The following is a 17,551-nucleotide window of genomic DNA, read 5'->3' as shown; positions in this document are numbered from 1 at the left end:
GCTCAACCGGCAGCCACCTCACGCGTCCTCTGAATATCCATTCTTCGAACCACCTCCTTTCCCGTGTACAGACGAAACTACCGGCCGCGGCCGAGGAGCTGCAACGGATTTTTCGCAGAGCCGAATTCCGGTGCCGACCTGGGTTTTCGCCGGGTCAGGCGGCGACGCGGCGAGTGATCGATATCTCGCCGCCGGGTGCGACCGCGATCACGGTGTCGGCGCGGTGATCGGGGGGCAGCTGGTGGGTCACGACGACCACCGTGCGATCCGGGTCGACGAGACCGCTGGTTTCGTCGAGCAGTGCGCGCAGCAGGTCGGCGCCCGCCGCCGCCTCCATATGTTCGGTGGGTTCGTCCAGGAGCAGGGTGTCGGCGGGGGCGACGAGAGCGCGCGCCAGCAGCAGACGCCGGCGCTGCCCGCCCGAGAGTGCGGCCGCGCCGCCGACCAGATCCGTTTCCAGTCCCTCCGGCAGAGTATCGAGCCACGGCCCGGAACCGACCGCGCGCAGGGCGCTTTCGGCCTCCGCGTCGGTCACGTCGCCGCGGGCCACCCGGAGGTTCTCCACGACCGAGGTGCCGAATACGTGGGCGTCCTCGGCGAAGAAGGTGCGCCCGGGGCGCGGGGTGTCGAACAGTCCGGCCCAGCTCATCAGCAGCGTGGTCTTGCCCGCCCCGCTCGGGCCCACCACGGCGATCCGGCGGCCCGGCGGAAGGTCGGGCAAGGCGTGGATCAGGCGGGCACGCAGGTCGCCGCTGTCGGCCGGCACGACACGGTCGCCCGGATCGCCGGCCCCCGACGGCGGCTCGACCGGGTCGAGGGCACGGATGCGGCGCAGGGCGGCGCGGCCCTTGGTGAGGGCCTGCGCCGCGGCGGGCAGCCCCCCCACGGCCTCGAATGCCGACAACGGCAGCAGCACCAGGATCGCGAAGGCCATCGGGCTGATCCCACCGGCCGGCGCGGGCTGCAACGGCTCGGCCGGCGCGCCGAAGCCGTTGCCGTACAACACGATTCCGATCAGCAGGGCGCCCAGAACGCTGGCGCCGATCGACAGCGGAGTCGCCGCGGCCGCCCACGCGCTGCGCGAGGCCGCCCGGTCCTCGGCACGCACCGCGCGCTCGGCGGCCGTCGCGGCGGCCGTCATCGCCGTGTCGAGCCGACCGGCGACCCGCAGTTCGGGAGCGTGATCGAGCACCGTCACGGCCGCGGCCCGGAATTCGGCACGATCGGATTGCACCGCCAGTTCGGCGTCGCGCGCCGCGCGCGCGGACAGCCAGGGCGCGAACCCGCCGGAGACCAGCAGAGCCACGGCCAGAATCACCCCAGCAGGCACGGAAATGGTGGCGAGCAGGGCTACCGCGGCGAGCGAGAGCAGGATCGCGACCGCGATGGGGACGACCGCGCGCACGATCACGGCGCCCAGGTCATCGATATCCGCGCCGATCCGGGTGAGCAGATCACCCCGGCGCAGCAGCGCGGTCTCCCGCCCCGCGCCGCGTTCCGTCGAACCGGTGACGTCGCCCTCGGACCGGCCGTAGCGTCGCAGAGACCGGATGTCGGTGCGCGCCAACGCCGTATACACCGCCGTGCGGGCCGTCGTCATGGCGCGCAGCGCGACGTCGTGGGTCGCCAACCGCTCGATATAGCGGAACAGTCCGCGCGAGATGCCCAGTGCCCGGACGGCGACTACCGCGACGCTCAGGTCCAGCACCGGCGGCATCTGCCATGCCCGTGCGATCAACCACGCCGCCAGCGCCGCCAACCCCAGCCCACTGCCGAGAGCGACGGTTCCCCAGCAGATCGATACGACCACGCGCCACGGCGAGATCTCCGAAACCCGCCGCAGCTCCCGCAGTTCGGCCCACAGGGATTTCACGGCGTCCACCCCCTGGTCATCGCCCGGCCGACTCCGATCGGCGCCACGGACGTGCCCGCTGCCCGCGCATCGCCACGCCGCACCTCGTTCGCACCCTCCACCTCCGCAGGAGCGGCGTGCTCCGACCCATCCGATTCGGGGCCGGCCGACTCTCGTTGCGCGGCATGATCTTCCGCCGGGTCCGAGTCCGCCCGCGCGTGTACCTCGATGATGTGATCCGCGATGGCGAGCACGGTGGGGCGGTGCGCCACCACGACGACCGTCGCGCCCGCGCGGGCCCGTTCGGTCAGGGCGGCGAGGACCGTCGCCTCACTGTGTTCGTCGAGATGGGCGGTGGGTTCGTCGAAGAGCAGAATCGGGCGGTCGGCGGCCAGCACGCGAACCAATGCCAGGCGTTGGCGCTGGCCGAGGGACAGACCGACGCCGCCGGGACCCACCACGGTGTCCCAACCGTCCGGAAGTTCGTCGAGTACGGTGTCGAAACCCGTTGCCGCACAAGCATTGTCGACGGCCTCGGCGCGGCCGGTCGTACCGCCGCGCCCGCCGTCACCAGCTTGCGCGCCGAAGAGTTCGAGGTTCTCTCGCAAGGTGCCGGGCAGCAGCACCGGGCGCTGCGGCAACCAGGCGATATGCGACCACCACCCGTCCGGATCGAGCTCGCCGGCCGGGCGCCCACCCGCCAGAACCGCACCCCGCTCCGGCGCCATCAGGCCCAATATCACTAGCAGCGCAGTCGATTTCCCGCTTCCATTGGGACCGATGAGGGCGGTCACCGCTCCCGGTCGCAGCACACCCGACAATCCGGCGGGTGCGTACCCGTCCCGCGCGCGCACCCACACGTCACGCAGCTCGATGTCTCCGGTCCCCGGTTCGACCGTCACCGGGACTCGCGCCGCGCGCGGCTCGCCGGATCGCCGGACGCTGCGGGCATCTGCTCGCCGAGGTTCGGTGGGCGCGTCGGCCTCCACCGAGACTTCCCGCGCACCGGTGACGCCCGCGGACAGGTCCCGCTCGGTCCGGTCCGGCTCCAGTATCGCGAAAGCCCGTTCGGCAGCGGCCATTCCGTCCTGCGCCGCGTGGAATCTCTCCCCCACCGCACGCAGCGGCAGATAGACCTCGGGGGCGAGGATCAGGCCGAGCAGACCGGCGTACAGGCCCATATGCCCGAAGACCAGCCGCATGCCGATCGACACCGCGACCAGTGCCACGCACAGGGTCGCCAGCATCTCCAGCACCATCGACGACAGGAACGCCATCCGCAGCGTCGCCATGGTCCGCTTGTGCAGCGCCTCGCCGAGCTCGCGCACCCGATGCCGCATGGTCGGCGCACCGTCCTCGGCCGCACCGGTTTCCCGGCCGAGCGCCCGCAGCGTCGGCATGCCGGCGAACAGGTCGAGCATCTGATCCGACAGCCGGGTGGTGGCGGCCAGGGCGTCGGCGGCACGGCCCTGGGTCATCAGCCCGATCAGGATCATGAAGATCGGGATCAGCGGCAGCGTCACCAGGATGATGATCGCCGCGGTGAGATCGTGCACCGCGATCACGGCCAGCACGACGGGCGGCACCAGGACCGCGAGCAGCAACGCGGGCAGATATCCGGTGAGATAGGCGCGCAATCCGCCCAGCCCGTCGCCGACCACCACCGCCAGTTCGGTTCGCCGCCGATCCAGCTCCCGCGGCGGCAGTGCGGCTCCGGCGGCCAGGACGGAATTCTCCAACTCCGCGACGACCTGTGCGCCGGCTCGATGCGCCAGCCGCGACTGCCACCAGCTCGCCACCGTCCGCACCGCGATCGCCGCCGCCAGAATCGCCAGCTCGGTGGTCCACGCGCCGATCGTGCGCTGCCCGGGATCGGTGATCACGCCCGCCGCGATCCGGGCCAGCATCAGCGCCGCGACCACGATGCCCGCCGTGATCACCAGCGACAGTCCCACGCTGATGATCAGATATCGGCGGGCCGAGCGGGCATGGCGCCACAGCCGGGGATCGACGGGACGGGCCATCGTGGACCTACCGCGCGCCGCTGCGCATCGACAGGCCGATCGGCGCCGGGATCTGCTCGACGGTGATGCGCTTGCGGAAGACCCAGTACGTCCAGCCCTGGTAGATCAGCACGACCGGAGTCAGCACCACCGCGACCCAGCTCATCACCACCAGCGTGTAATGCGTGGAGGAGGCGCTGACGGTGGGATGCCCGTCGACCATCCGGCCGTCGACGGTCAGCCCGTAGGCGGCGTCGATGGTGGACGGCAGCACGTACGGGAACAGCGCACCGAACAGCAGCACGATCGCGGCGACCACGGTGACGGCGGTGCCGGTGAACGCCCAGCCGTCGCGATGCCGCAGCACCGCACCACCGGCGAGCAGGAGGCCGAATACCGCCACGCCCAACGGGATCCAGGTCCAGCCCTGGCCGTGCGCGAGCTGGGTCCACAGCGCGAACGCGGCGGCGACCACGGTGGCCGGCAACCAGATCACCCGGGCGGTCCGCTCGGCGCTGTCGCGAATATCGCCGCCGGTCTTCAAGGCGATGAACACCGCACCGTGCAGGATGAACAACAGCAGCAGCGTCAGGGCGCCGAGCAGCCCGTAGGGGTTGATCAGGCCGAGCAGACCGCCCTCGATCCGCCGCTGCGCGTTGAGCTGCGTTCCGTGCACGATATTCGCGAAGGCCAGTCCCCAGGCCAGCGCGGGCACCCAGGAACCGAAGACGATCGCGGCGTCGCACCATTTGTACCAGCGCGGATCGTGGATCTTGCCGCGCCATTCGATCGCCACCGCGCGCACGATCAACGCCACCAGGATCAGCAGCAGTGCCACGTAGAACCCGGAGAACAGGCTGGCGTACCACTCCGGGAAGGCCGCGAACATCGCGCCGCCCGCGGTGATCAGCCACACTTCGTTGCCGTCCCAGACCGGTCCGATCGTGTTGAGTACGGCGCGCTTTCGCGTTTCGTCGCCGCGGCCGATGATCGGCATCAGTATCCCGACGCCGAAATCGAAGCCCTCGAGCACGAAGTAGCCGGTGAACAGGACACCGATCAGCAAGAACCAGAATTCGGGCAGACTCATCCTCGGCTCCTCAGTACGCGAACGAAAGCTTCTCGACCGCAGACGTTTCCGTCTCCGCGGGTGGCTGTTCGGGCCCCTCGATGACATAGCGCCGCATGAGGAAGAACCACACGACGGCAAGTGCGCCGTACACGAGCGTGAAGACGATCAGCGAGGCCAGCACGGTGCCTGCGGTATGCCCGGAGACGGCTTGCTGCACGGTCATCCGGATGGCCGGGTTCCCGGTCGGATTCGGTGCGACCACCCAGGGCTGGCGGCCCATCTCGGTGAAGACCCAGCCCGCGCTGTTGGCCAGGAACGGCGTCGGAATGCAGATCAGGCTCAGCCATTTGAACCACGGCTGATCCGGGATCCGTCCGCGCCGGGTCATCCAGAAGCCCAGCAGCGCGATGGCCGCCGAACCCACTGCCCAGCCGATCATGGCGCGGAAGGTCCAGTAGGTGACGAACAGATTCGGCCGATAGTCACCCGGGCCGAATTTTTCGTTGTAGCTCGCCTGCAGGTCCTTGACGCCCTGCAGCGTCACGCCGCTGAACCTGCCTTCGGCGAGGTAAGGCAGCACGCCGGGCACCTCGAGGACGCGGGTGATGCTGTCACAGTTGTTGTGGGTGCCGACGGTGAGTATCGAGAAGTCGGGATCGGTTTCGGTGTGGCACAACGATTCCGCCGAGGCCATCTTCATCGGCTGCTGTTTGAACATCAGCTTGCCCTGGATGTCACCGGTGAATACCAGTGCGATGCCGGCGATCACGATCACCCACATCCCGGCGCGGGCGGCGGGCCGCCACATACCGCGCGCCTCTTCCAGCAGCTCCGGATGGCCCGAGCGGGCGTTGCGAACCATCCACCAGCCGCCGATACCGGCTACGAAGGTGCCGGCGGTGAGGAACGCACCCGCCACGACGTGCGGGAAGGCCGCCAGCGCGGTGTTGTTGGTCAGCAGTGCGCCGATGCTCTGCAGTTCGGCGCGGCCGGATTCGGGGTTGTAGCGGGCGCCGACCGGATGCTGCATGAACGAGTTGGCGGCGATGATGAAGAAGGCCGAGGCGTTCACGCCGATCGCGACCAGCCAGATGGTGGCCAGGTGCACCAGTTTGGGCAGCCGCGACCAGCCGAAGATCCACAGACCCAGGAAGGTCGATTCCAGGAAGAACGCGGCCAGGCCCTCCATGGCCAGCGGGGCGCCGAATACGTCGCCGACGAAGCGGGAGTATTCGCTCCAGTTCATGCCGAACTGGAACTCCTGCACGATGCCGGTGGCGACACCGAGCGCGAAGTTGATCATGAACAATTTGCCGAAAAACTTCGTCAGCCGGTACCAGTGATCCTTACCCGTGATCACCCATGCGGTCTGCATCCCGGCGACCATGGGCGCGAGGCCGATGGTGAGCGGTACGAAGATGAAGTGATAGACGGTCGTGATCCCGAACTGCCAACGTGAGACGTCGACGACATCCATCCGGCGGCCTCCTGTGTCATGCGGGACATCCACACGTACTACGACATGTCGTAGTAGAGCCTACGCCGGTACAGCCGTGGATCAACGAGTCCTACGTCACGACATTCCAACAATTATTGCTGCGCGGTAACGGGTTCCGCTTTCGACGCTCCGACACCGCGGTCGAATCAGGTCCAGTCGGCGATATTCCAGGCTCGTTCGATCCCGCGATTCACCAGATCCGTGATTTCTTCGGCACAGTCCGGTGCCGACATCCGCAGCCCGTCCAGTGTCGCCACCCGCGCGGCCAGCGTGATGCTCGACAGTAGCCAAACACTGTCGGCGGTAACGAGATCCGCCGTGAACAGCGACTTGTAGCTGCAGTCCCAGCCGGCCTTGCCCGCCTCGGCGAACAAGGCGCGCTGGGTGATGCCGGGCAGCACGCCGTCGCGCGCGGGCGGGGTGAGCAGCTGCTTGTCGCGCTGGATCACGACCGTCGAGCGCGGCCCCTCCAGCACGCGGTGCTCGGTGCTGGTGAAGATCACGTCGTCGGCGTCCTGGCGAGCCGCGAACCGCAGCGCCGCCATATTCGTCGCATAGGAGAGCGTCTTGGCACCCAGCAGGAGCCACGGGGCGGTGGTCGCGAGTTCGGTGGAGATGCCCCGAGTGAGAGTGATCACCGAGATGCCTTCGGCGCGAGCCTTACTCACCCGCTCGGCGACCGGGCTCACGAGCACGTAGCCGGTGAGATCCGGTGCCGGGCCGGACAGTTCGCCCGAACCGACGCGCTGGGACTCGGCGCCGTCGCGGCCCCGCGTCACGATCATGCGCAGCACGCCCTCGCGGTCGGATCCCCATTCCTTGACCGCCGACTCCACGGCGCTGCGCCACTGGGCGACATCCGGGTCGGGCAGGTCGAGTGCCTGGGCCGAACGGCGTAGCCGAGCCAGATGTAATTCCAGTGCACTCGCTTTACCGTCTCGCACCAGCACCGTCTCGAAGACGCCGTCGCCGCGCAACGTGCCGATATCGTCCGCGTAGAGCAACGGCTCGTCCGGATTCCGGACGGTACCGTCGAGTGTCACCAGAACTCGATCCACCATGCGTGGCAGCCTAGGCGAATCGAGCGCTCCAGGCGTGGGTACGCAATCGTCGGGCAACGCCCGGGCGAGCCCCGCGCCCACAGGCATATCCACGGCACACTCACCGCATACCTGCGGCAACCTGTGGCGCGGCGCGGGTCGGCGCGACCGCCTATTGTGGAAAACGTGTCCGTGGTTGCCGCCCCCAGTCCACTGCTCGGTCTCCCAGGGGCCGTGCCCGGCCCGCCCGAAAGTCCCGATGCCGCGGTCGCCTGGCATTACGGCGATCCCTTCGGGGAACAGCGTGCCGCGGCCCAGCGCGTGGCTCTCGTGGACCGTTCCCACCGTTTCGTGGCGAGGATCACCGGCGCCGAACGGCTGAGCTGGCTGCACACGATTTCCAGCCAGCACATCGCCGAGTTGAGCGACGGCCGGTCCGCCGAGAACCTGGATCTGGACCTCAACGGCCGCGTCCAGCACCACTTCGTGCTGACCGAACTCGACGGCACGGTGTGGATCGACACCGAAGGCGATCGTGGCCCCGCACTGCTCGACTTCCTGCAGAAGATGGTCTTCTGGGCCGCCGCGAAACCCGAGGCCGCACCGGACCACGCGGTCCTGAGCCTGCTCGGGCCGCGGGTGCGCGAGCTGACCGAGACGCTGGGCGTCGCCGCGCTGCCGGAGGTGTACGGCGCGGTCGCCCTGCCCGGCGGCGGATTCCTGCGTCGCATGCCGTGGCCCACCGAGGATTCCTACGACCTGGTCGTGCCGCGCGACCGGCTGAGCGAACTGTGGTCGGCGCTGACCGCGGCCGGCGCCGAACCGGCCGGGCTGTGGGCCTTCGAGGCGCTGCGGGTGGCGGCGTTGCGGCCGCGCATCGGCCTCGACACCGACGATCGGACCATTCCGCACGAGGCACACTGGATCGGCGGCCCGGACGAATTCGGCGCGGTCCATCTGAACAAGGGTTGCTACCGCGGACAGGAAACCGTCGCCCGCGTCCACAATCTCGGTAAACCGCCGCGGCATCTGGTGCTGTTGCATCTGGACGGCTCCGCCGATGCCCGGCCCGCGGCCGGCGACGCGGTGACCGCCGGGGGCCGCGCGGTCGGCCGCCTCGGCACGGTGATCGACCATTACGAACTCGGGCCGATCGCACTCGCGCTGGTCAAACGCGCCATCCCCGCCGACACCCGGCTGGAGGCCGGTCCGATGGCCGCCGCCATCGATCCGGATTCGATCCCGTCCGATGACGAGCCGCAGGCCGGCCGGCTCGCCGTGGACAAGTTGCGCGGCCGGTGAGCGCGCCCGCAGCGCCCCGGGAAATCGGCGCGATCGGCCACGTACTCGCGGTCTGTGTGCTCCATGCCGAACTCGCGGTGCCCGCGAAGGTGAGCCGGGTCGGCCGGACCGCGATCGACAAACGCCCGGTCGCCGACAGGGTGGCGGTCCGGGCGCTGGGACTGGCCGGTGACCGCGTCTGCGATACGAAACATCACGGCGGCGTCCACCAGGCCGTCTACGCCTACGCCGACGAGGACGCGCGGCAGTGGGGCGAGCAGCTGGGCCGCACGCTTGCGCCCGGCTGGTTCGGCGAGAATCTGCGGGTGTCCGGGCTGCCCGTCAGCGATGCCGTGATCGGTGAACGCTGGCGCGTCGGCGACACGCTGCTCGAGGTCAGCGCACCGCGCGTGCCCTGCGCGACCTTCGGGCACTGGTCGGGCGAGAAGCAGTGGGTCAAGCGCTTCACGCTGCAGGCCGATACCGGCGCCTATCTGCGAGTGCTGACCGAGGGCACGATCGGCGCGGGCGACCGGGTGCACGTGGACCACATCCCCGAGCACGGCATCACGGTGCGCGACCTGTTCACGGGACACGATCCGGCACGGCTGGAACATCTGCTGGCCGCCGAACCGACGATCTCCGAAGACGTGCGCATGCAGATCGCCCGGCATGCGCGGCGGGCCGCCAACCGGACGCGCAACACCGAACTCCACGAGGAGATTCGCGCCGCGGCAGTGCCGGACAGGGCGGCGGGCGCGGAAGCATCCACCGTTGCATCGAACGGGGCGCTGACGGACCCCGCGCCGGCCGGCGGGGCGCAGCCGATACCGGCCGCGACGGCGTGCGGAACCGCCGGACGAGGAGATCGGCCGTGAGCGTAGAGCTGGTGGAAGTGGTCCGCTCCGGATTCCGCGAATGCGTGCACCGCGGGTCGGTGGTGATCATCGAACCCGACGGGGAACCGTCGCTGGCCCGGGGCGAGGTGCATCTGCCGATCTTCCCGCGGTCGACCAATAAGCCCATGCAAGCGATCACCTTGCTGCGCAACGGTTTCGAGCCGGTGGACGAGGCCGAACTCGCCATCGCCACCGCCTCGCATTTCGGCGAACCCGACCATCTGGCGCTGGTGCGGCGGCTGCTGGACCGCTTCGGCTTCGACGAGAACGGTCTGGAATGCCCGCCGGATCTGCCGATGGGCGAACAGGCCCGCGCCGAGGCACTGGCGCGCGACCGGCACTCGGCCCCTCGCAAGATCTACATGAACTGCTCGGGCAAACATGCCGCGATGCTGGCGACCTGTGTGATCAACGGCTGGCCGACCATCGGATATCTCGACCCCTCCCATCCGCTGCAGCAGGCGGTCACGGCGACGATCGCCGAGATCACCGGCGAACCCGAGACCGACCTCGGCATCGACGGCTGCGGCCTGCCGATCGTCCCGGTCTCGCTGATCAATCTCGCCCGTGCCTACGCCGGCCTCGCCACCGCGGCCCCCGGATCGCCGGAACGCCGGGTCGCGGATGCGATTCGCCACCACCCGCGAGTGATTTCGGGCACGGGCGCCCCCGATCTCGAGACCATGCGGGCGACCCCCGGACTGGTCTGCAAGATCGGAGCGGACGGTGTGCACGCGGGCGCGCTGCCGGACGGCCGCGCCTTCGCCTATAAGATCGATGACGGCCACGACCGGGCCCGGATGCCGCTGACGCAGGCGATTCTCCAGCGTATGGGGGTCGAGTGGACCGAGGCCCACGCCGCGCTCGCCGGGCCGCCGGTCCTGGGCGGCGGGGCCCGGGTCGGCATCATCCGGGCAATCCCGGGGGCGGTGTAGAAGCTCACCATTTCGGCGAACCCCCGCTCGACGGCCCCGCGAACGGTGGACGTTCCGGAGTCTTCACCGACTCCTGGAAGCGCGACCGCCTGACACACGCTAAAGTGTCTGTCAGGAAGATTATTAATTCGAACGGGGCCGCCAACCACCCCAGGCCGCCCCGCAGTGACGCGAGGGGGTCAGCCATGGGCCGTGGCCGGGCTAAGGCAAAGCAGACCAAGGTTGCACGCGAGCTGAAGTACAGCTCGCCGTCGACCGACTTCGCGAGCCTTCAGCGCGAGCTGTCGGGGCACTCCCCCCGGCGGAGCGGTGTGCTGTCCGAAGAGCACGATTCGGACGAATCGCTCAAGCGCTGGGAGGAAGATGAGGACTACGACGACTGGCGCCGCTGACTCGGATCGACGTATGCAGGGGGAGGCCTGAGGGGCCTCCCCCTTCGCACGTCGGCAGCGTTTCGGCCGATAGATCGACCGATCCCCACCTCGATGAGGGCTCGTAGTACGGGTTGCCGCCGCAGGTATCACCGATACCCAGGGCGGCATTACCCGAGTTCGGATTGCTCCGATTTCCACCGTCGCGCACGGTAGACGCTTCGCCGTCCGAGCGCCCCGGAGTGGTGCCGTGGGCAACCCGTGAGCGCGTCGTTAGCGACCCCCGACACGACGCCTCCCGAGACGACAACGCCTCCCCGCCCGAACCGTGCGAGGAGGCGTCGATGTGTCCGCTCAGAACCTCGGATGTTCCCCGACCAGCGCCACGCGCGCGGCATCGGCATCCTTGGCCTTCTTGACCGATCCCAAGGTCCAGCATTCGATATGCCGCGCGGTCAGCACCGCGAGCGCACGATCGGCATCCTCGGGGGCGACGACGGCGACCATGCCGACGCCCATGTTGAAGGTCTTCTCCATCTCCGCCCGCTCGACCCGGCCGCGCTGCGCGATCAGTTTGAAGATCGGCGCGGGATTCCAGGTGCCACGGTCGATTTCGGCGACCAGCCCGGCCGGCAGCACGCGGGCCAGATTGTTCGCCAGCCCGCCGCCGGTGACGTGGGCGAAGGTGCGCACATCGGTCTCCGCGATCAGCGCCAGACAATCCTTGGCATAGATCTTGGTAGGTTCCAGCAACTCTTCGCCCAGGGTGCGGCCGAATTCCTCGACGTGCCCGGTGAGCGCCATCCGATCGATGTCGAGCAGCACCCGGCGCGCCAGGCTGTAGCCGTTGGAATGCAGGCCCGAGGAGCCCATCGCGATGACGACGTCGCCGGGCCGGACCCGATCCGGGCCCAGCACCTCGTCCGCTTCCACGACGCCGACGCCGGTCGCGGAGATGTCGTAGTCGTCGGCGCCCATCATGCCCGGATGCTCGGCCGTCTCGCCGCCCAGCAGCGCACATCCGGCCTGGATGCAGCCCTCGGCGATACCGGAGACGATCTGCGCGACCCGCTCCGGGACCACCTTGCCGACCGCGATGTAGTCCTGCAGGAACAGCGGTTCCGCGCCACAGACGACCAGATCGTCGACGACCATGGCGACCAGGTCCAGGCCGACCGTGTCGTGCTTGTCCAGCGCCTGCGCGACCGCGATCTTGGTGCCCACACCGTCGGTGGAGGCGGCCAGCAGCGGTTCCCGGTAGCCGCCCTTGAGCGCGAACAATCCGGCGAAACCGCCCAGACCGCCCTGCACCTCGGGCCGGCTGGCCTTCTTGGCCAGCGGCGCGAACAACTCGACTGCGCGGTCGCCGGCCTCGATGTCGACACCGGCGGCGGCATAGGACGCGCCTCCGGATTGGGCCTCGTCGGCGCCGGTGTCGTTCACACCGGCACCACTCGGGGTCTGCTCAGTCATTGTTCGGGAAAGCTCCAAACCGAATCGGCGGACAGATGCCTGATCACGCTACCGGAGCCGGATAACGAGACTGCACCGGTATTGGGCTGCACGTACGGATTCGAGGCTACCGTCACATCCACCATTGACATACATACGGTATGTAGGTAACTCTGGAACACATCACACCCACTCCGGAAGGCATGTCATGGGAATCAGCACCAGCCTCGGCCCGATTCGACACGTCGCCGTGCCGGGCGGCCGCATCCGCTATCACGACACCGGTTCCGGCTCGCCGGTCGTGTTCGTCCACGGCCTGCTCGTCAACGCCGATCTGTGGCGCAAGGTGGTACCGGACGTCGCCGCCGCCGGGCATCGCTGCCTCACCCCGGACTGGCCGTTCGGCTCGCACTCGGAGCCGATGCCGGCCGCCGACCTCACCCCGACCGGCGCGGCCGATCTGATCGCCGCGTTCCTGCGGGAACTCGACCTCACCGACGTCACCCTGGTGGCCAACGACACCGGCGGGGCGATCACGCAGATCATGCTGTCGCGCGATCGCAGCCGGGTCGGGCGCGTGGTGTTCACCAACTGCGACGCCTACGAGAAGTTCTTCCCGCAACCGTTCACTCCGCTGCCGCGGCTCTCGCGCGTACCCGGCCTGCTCACCGCGATTCTGCAGAGCCTGCGCTTCCGGCCGGCGCAGCGGCTGCCCCTCGCCTACGGGTTGGTCACCAAAGAGCCGCTGCCGCACGAGATCGCGGATTCCTACCTGCTGCCGAGCCGCAATTCCGCGGCCATCCGCGCCGATCTGCGCCGGTTCCTGCGCGATATCCACAAGCGCCATACCCTCGCGGCCGCACGCACTTTCGGCGAGTGGGATCTGCCGGTGCTGCTGGCCTGGGCCCCCGAGGACAAGGTGTTCCGGCTCGATTTCGCGCAGCGGCTGGCACACGATCTGCCTGATGCCACGTTGCACACGATCGAGGATTCACTCACCTTCATCTCGGAGGACCAGCCCGAGTTGCTCAGCCAGTTGATCGTGGAGTTCACTCGGCTGCATGCCACGCCGTAGCCAGGAGGACAGATCACGCGCGACGCGGGCGAGTCTCGAGTCGGTCGGGCGGCGGCTGTTCGCCGAACGCGGATATTCCGCGGTGTCGGCGGAGGAGATCGTCGCCGCGGCCGGTGTCACCCGCGGCGCGCTGCATCATCACTACGGCGACAAGCGCGGCCTGTTCATCGCGGTACTGGAACAGCTCGAGGCGGACAACACCGAGGAGGTCCGGCATGCGATCGATACCCTGCCCGACCCGACCGATCTGCTGGCCGCGATGGCGACCGGCCTGCACACCTTCCTCATGATCAGCCGCCGCCCGGAAACGGTCCGGATCGCCATGTCCGACGGCCCTGCGGTACTCGGCTGGCAGGGCTGGCGTGAGATGGAAGCGCGCCACGGCCTCGGGCTGATCACCAATCAGCTGGAATTGGCCGTCGAGTCCGGCCTCGCGCCCGCGGTCCCGGTCCGGACCCTGGCCCAATTGATTCTGGCCGCGATCACCGAGGCGGGCATGATCGTCGCGCACGCCGACGATCCGGATGCGGCCGGCGCCGAGGCCGAGCAGTGCATTCTGATGATGCTCGGCGGATTGCTCACACCGCCCAGCACGTCACCGAGCCTGTAGGTTCTCGAACCTGTTCGGCACCGAATGTGCGTGCGCCCCAAGTCGACTCGATCTTCGATGACACATGCCGGACCGCCACGACGAGCGGCCCGGCCACGACGTCACGCGTGACGCTCAGGGGCGGCTCAGCGCGCTCGCGTTGGCATTCTCGCCCAGGAGTTCAGATTCCGGCTTACCGGAGAGAATTCCTTCGAGGACGTTCTTGCCGACGGCAGCCTCATCGGGCAGCGGGATCGGGTACTTGCCGTCGAAGCAGGCACAGCACAGGCGGGTGCGCGGCTGCTCGGTGGCCGCGATCATGCCCTCGAGCGAGATATAGCCGAGGCTGTCGGCGCCGATGGAACGTCGCACGCTTTCGACCATCGCCGCTTCCGAATCCTGTGACCCCTCGGCCATTTCCGGCCCCGCGCCGTTGGCGATCAACTCGGCCGGCGAGGCGAAGTCGATGCCGTAGAAGCACGGCCACTTCACCGGCGGGGAGGCGATGCGCACGTGGATCTCCAGCGCCCCGGCCTCGCGCAGCATCCGGATCAGCGCGCGCTGGGTGTTGCCGCGCACGATCGAGTCGTCGACCACGATCAACCGCTTCCCGCGAATCACCTCGCGCAGTGGGTTGAGCTTGAGCCGGATACCGAGCTGGCGGATGGTCTGGCTGGGCTGGATGAAGGTGCGGCCCACGTAGGCGTTCTTCATCAGGCCCTGGCCGTACGGCACGCCGGAGCCCTGGGCGTAACCGACCGCGGCCGGCGTTCCGGACTCCGGGACCGGAATCACCAGATCGGCCTCGACGGGATGTTCGGCGGCCAGCCGGCGGCCGATGTCGACCCGGGTGGCGTGCACCGAGCGACCGGCGATCGTCGAATCCGGCCGAGCCAGATAGACGTATTCGAAGACACAACCCTTGGGTTCGGGGTTGGCGAACCGCAGCGAACGAACTCCGTCGGCGTCGATCGCCAGCAGTTCGCCGGGCTCGATCTCCCGGACGAACGAGGCGCCCACGATGTCGAGCGCGGCGGTCTCGCTGGCAACCACCCAGCCGCGGTCGAGGCGGCCCAGGCACAGCGGCCGCACACCCTGCGGATCCCGCGCCGCGTAGAGGGTGTGCTCGTCCATGAAGGTCAGGCAGAAGGCGCCGCGCAGCGTGGGCAGCAACTCCATGGCCGCCTGCTCGATGCTCTTGTCGGCCGCGGCATGGGCCAGCAGCGCGGTCATCACATCCGAATCCGACGTGGCGGTGATCGCACTGCCCGGCAGGCGGCCGTTGATCAGGCCCAATTCCCGGGCCCGCGTCGCCAGCTCGGCGGTGTTGACCAGATTTCCGTTGTGTCCCAACGCAAGTCCGGTGCCGACGGCCGTGGTGCGGAAGATCGGCTGAGCGTTCTCCCAGATGGTGGAACCGGTGGTGGAGTACCGGCAGTGCCCGATGGCGATATGCCCCGGCATCGCCGCCAGCGTCTGTTCGTCGAAGACCTGCGAGACGAGGCCCAGATCCTTGAACACCAGTACCTGCGAGCCGTCCGCGACCGCGATACCGGCGGCCTCCTGGCCGCGGTGCTGCAGTGCGTACAAGCCGTAGTACGTGAGCTTGGCCACATCCTCGCCCGGAGCCCAGACGCCGAAGACGCCACACTCCTCGCGGGGTTCGTTCTCAGGCTCGTCGACTGCGGAGGAGCTTAGGCCGGCGGCGGTCTTCGGGATCGACAGATCGGCGTGGGTCACCGTTTGCTCCCTGTTAGTCGGGCGGGGGGCACTCATCATTCTACGGGTCATCCGCGCGAAACCCACGTCCGGATCCTCCGGGTGGCGAGCTGTTTGCTGCTACGGTTCGTCCGTGGCGAGTATCGACACCGCAGTACAAAGTCGAAATCTACGGCGGCTTATTCCGTTTCGATGGATGTTCCCTGTGGCGGTCGTCTCAGTGGTGGCGGCGTTGTTGGGCCTGCTGTATCTCGACTATGTCGTCGACCCCCAGCGGAATCTGCACGACTTCCCGATCGCCCTGGTCAACCAGGATGTGGGTGAGACGCTCGGCGCGTCCGGCCAGCAGAAACACGTGAACTTCGGCGATCAGGTCGCCGACGGGCTGCGTGCGGCTGTGCCCGCCGACCAGATCGATCTGCGCGTACTGGGGCTGCCGGAGGCCCAGCAGCAGATGCAGAACGGCCAGGTCTACGGCACCGTAGTCATCCCCAGCGATTTCAGTAAGCGACTCGGGATCCTGGGTGTGGGCAGTGTCATACCGGGCGATATCGAGCGGCCGATCATCACCTTGCTGACCAATCCGCGGTCGGGCACCTACGCCACGCAGATCGTGGTGCGTTTCGGGGATCAGGCGCTGCCCCAGATCAACGAGAAGGTGGGACAGCAGCTCACCGAGCAGGTGCGGACTCAGCTCACCCCGGCGCCGGGCGGCCCACCGGCCCCCGAATTGTCCGGTGCGACCCGCCTCACCCTCGCGCAACCGCTGCAGATCCTGGTGCAGGAGTTCCATCCCCTGCCCGGCGGTTCCGGCCAGGGGCTGACGGCGTTCTTCTACGCACTGCTGTTGCTGATGGCGGGCATGCTCGGCGCGATGATCGTGCACACCATGATCGACTCGGCCCTCGGCTTCATACCGACCGAATACGGGCCGTGGTACGTGCACTATCCCGCCACACCCGTCTCGAGACTTCGCACGCTCCTGATCAAATGGGCGGTCATGGCGGTGGCCGCGGTCGTGGTCTCCGCGATCCTGCTCGGCATCGGCGCGGCATTGGGAATGCCGCTGGACAATCCGCTGGGGCTGTACCTCTACGGGGTGCTCGCGATCATCGCGGTCGGCTTCACCGGTATCTCCATCCTCGCCGCGATCGGTTCGGCCGGACTGCTGGTGAACATGATCCTGTTCATCGTGCTGGGCCTGCCGTCCTCGGGCGGCACGGTTCCGATCGAGGCGACACCGAAGTACCTCGGCTGGCTGGCCACCTTCGAACCCATGCACCAGGTGTTCCTGGCGGTGCGTTCGCTGCTGTATTTCGACGGCAACGGCGCGGCCGGTTTCACCCGCGGCTTCTGGATGACCGTGCTCGGCCTCACGATCGGTGTGGTGCTCGGCGTGGTCGTAACGCGCTTCTACGACCGAAAAGGGTTGGAGCGCAAGCCGATCAATCGTACCGAGCCCGCCCCGGCCTAGGTCACAGCGCGACCAGCGGCAGCCAGCGGGCCAACTCCCCCGCCCGGATTCCGGAGGCGCTCAACGCCCCCGAATCCACCGCGGCGTCGAAATCCAGCAGTCCGGTCGCGAGCAGCAACCACGTCCGCGGGTCGGTCTCCACCACATTCGGCGGCGTCCCCCGGGTGTGCCGCGGCCCCTCGATACATTGCACCGCCACGAAGGGCGGCACCCGCACCTCCACCGAGGCGCCCGGCGCCGCGGCGGCCAGACTCCGCGCGGTCCCGCGCACGGCCGCCGCGAGCTCGGACC

The 17,551-nt window shown here is 68.7% G+C and carries 14 protein-coding genes and 1 pseudogene; 7 read left to right on the top strand and 8 right to left on the bottom strand.

The annotated features are described in order from the left end of the window. Positions 1-154 precede the first annotated feature (154 nt). The 5 genes from cydC to NN2_RS30315 all read right to left on the bottom strand — a co-directional run bounded on the left by cydC (position 155) and on the right by NN2_RS30315 (position 7,486). A complete protein-coding gene (gene cydC, locus NN2_RS30335) occupies positions 155-1,873 on the bottom strand; it encodes a thiol reductant ABC exporter subunit CydC (RefSeq protein ID WP_281209974.1) in 1,719 nt (572 codons plus the stop codon). Continuing rightward, complete coding sequence (gene cydD / locus NN2_RS36700; protein ID WP_082857389.1) at positions 1,870-3,876, bottom strand: thiol reductant ABC exporter subunit CydD; 2,007 nt, start codon at positions 3,874-3,876, stop codon at positions 1,870-1,872. Before cydD ends, cydC begins: the two co-directional genes overlap by 4 nt. 7 nt (positions 3,877-3,883) lie before the next feature. Further along, on the bottom strand, positions 3,884-4,945 hold the full coding sequence (gene cydB / locus NN2_RS30325) for a cytochrome d ubiquinol oxidase subunit II (RefSeq protein WP_063018083.1): 1,062 nt from the start codon (positions 4,943-4,945) through the stop codon (positions 3,884-3,886). 10 nt (positions 4,946-4,955) lie between these two features. Next, positions 4,956-6,404 carry a cytochrome ubiquinol oxidase subunit I gene (locus NN2_RS30320; RefSeq protein WP_063018081.1) on the bottom strand — a complete coding sequence of 483 codons (1,449 nt, stop codon included), beginning with the start codon at positions 6,402-6,404 and terminating at the stop codon, positions 4,956-4,958. A gap of 167 nt (positions 6,405-6,571) precedes the next feature. Then, positions 6,572-7,486 (bottom strand): aminodeoxychorismate lyase, encoded by a 915-nt coding sequence (locus tag NN2_RS30315; protein WP_063018079.1) that lies wholly within the window; start codon positions 7,484-7,486, stop codon positions 6,572-6,574. A gap of 165 nt (positions 7,487-7,651) precedes the next feature. Between NN2_RS30315 and ygfZ the strand changes: the two genes are divergently transcribed. From ygfZ to NN2_RS30295, 4 genes and pseudogenes are all read left to right on the top strand, one after another. Further along, the gene (ygfZ, locus tag NN2_RS30310) at positions 7,652-8,767 is read left to right on the top strand and encodes a CAF17-like 4Fe-4S cluster assembly/insertion protein YgfZ (RefSeq protein ID WP_369817487.1); all 1,116 of its coding nucleotides are present in this window, start codon (positions 7,652-7,654) and stop codon (positions 8,765-8,767) included. Positions 8,768-8,790: 23 nt separating this feature from the next. Continuing rightward, positions 8,791-9,414: pseudogene (locus tag NN2_RS30305) on the top strand (MOSC domain-containing protein); the annotation flags it as partial. A gap of 206 nt (positions 9,415-9,620) precedes the next feature. Then, on the top strand, positions 9,621-10,580 hold the full coding sequence (locus tag NN2_RS30300) for an asparaginase (RefSeq protein WP_063018077.1): 960 nt from the start codon (positions 9,621-9,623) through the stop codon (positions 10,578-10,580). 185 nt (positions 10,581-10,765) lie between these two features. Continuing rightward, positions 10,766-10,972 carry a DUF3073 domain-containing protein gene (locus NN2_RS30295; protein WP_063018105.1) on the top strand — a complete coding sequence of 69 codons (207 nt, stop codon included), beginning with the start codon at positions 10,766-10,768 and terminating at the stop codon, positions 10,970-10,972. A 333-nt stretch (positions 10,973-11,305) separates the two neighbouring features. Here NN2_RS30295 and purM read toward each other — a convergent pair whose 3' ends face one another. Next, positions 11,306-12,424: a phosphoribosylformylglycinamidine cyclo-ligase gene (gene purM / locus NN2_RS30290; RefSeq protein WP_051756841.1), complete on the bottom strand. Its 1,119-nt coding sequence runs from the start codon at positions 12,422-12,424 to the stop codon at positions 11,306-11,308. Positions 12,425-12,611: 187 nt separating this feature from the next. Between purM and NN2_RS30285 the strand changes: the two genes are divergently transcribed. Beyond that, positions 12,612-13,478: an alpha/beta fold hydrolase gene (locus tag NN2_RS30285; RefSeq protein WP_063018076.1), complete on the top strand. Its 867-nt coding sequence runs from the start codon at positions 12,612-12,614 to the stop codon at positions 13,476-13,478. After that, a complete protein-coding gene (locus NN2_RS30280) occupies positions 13,465-14,088 on the top strand; it encodes a TetR/AcrR family transcriptional regulator (protein ID WP_030517429.1) in 624 nt (207 codons plus the stop codon). Before NN2_RS30285 ends, NN2_RS30280 begins: the two co-directional genes overlap by 14 nt. A 114-nt stretch (positions 14,089-14,202) precedes the next feature. Here the strand turns inward: NN2_RS30280 and purF are convergent, their stop codons facing one another. Further along, complete coding sequence (purF, locus tag NN2_RS30275) at positions 14,203-15,807, bottom strand: amidophosphoribosyltransferase (RefSeq protein WP_063018074.1); 1,605 nt, start codon at positions 15,805-15,807, stop codon at positions 14,203-14,205. A 175-nt stretch (positions 15,808-15,982) separates the two neighbouring features. Here purF and NN2_RS30270 point away from each other — a divergent pair, with 175 nt between their 5' ends. Continuing rightward, positions 15,983-17,260, top strand: a complete 1,278-nt coding sequence (locus tag NN2_RS30270; protein ID WP_063018072.1) for a YhgE/Pip domain-containing protein — start codon at positions 15,983-15,985, stop codon at positions 17,258-17,260. A gap of 1 nt (position 17,261) precedes the next feature. Here NN2_RS30270 and NN2_RS37920 read toward each other — a convergent pair. Continuing rightward, positions 17,262-17,551, bottom strand: a 290-nt coding sequence (locus NN2_RS37920) for a sterol carrier family protein (protein WP_063018070.1), incomplete at its 5' end; no start/stop codon positions are given.

The organism is Nocardia nova NBRC 15556 (genome assembly GCF_001613005.1).
Taxonomy (GTDB): Bacteria; Actinomycetota; Actinomycetes; order Mycobacteriales; family Mycobacteriaceae; genus Nocardia; species Nocardia nova.
This window is presented reverse-complemented; position numbering and strand designations above follow the sequence as displayed.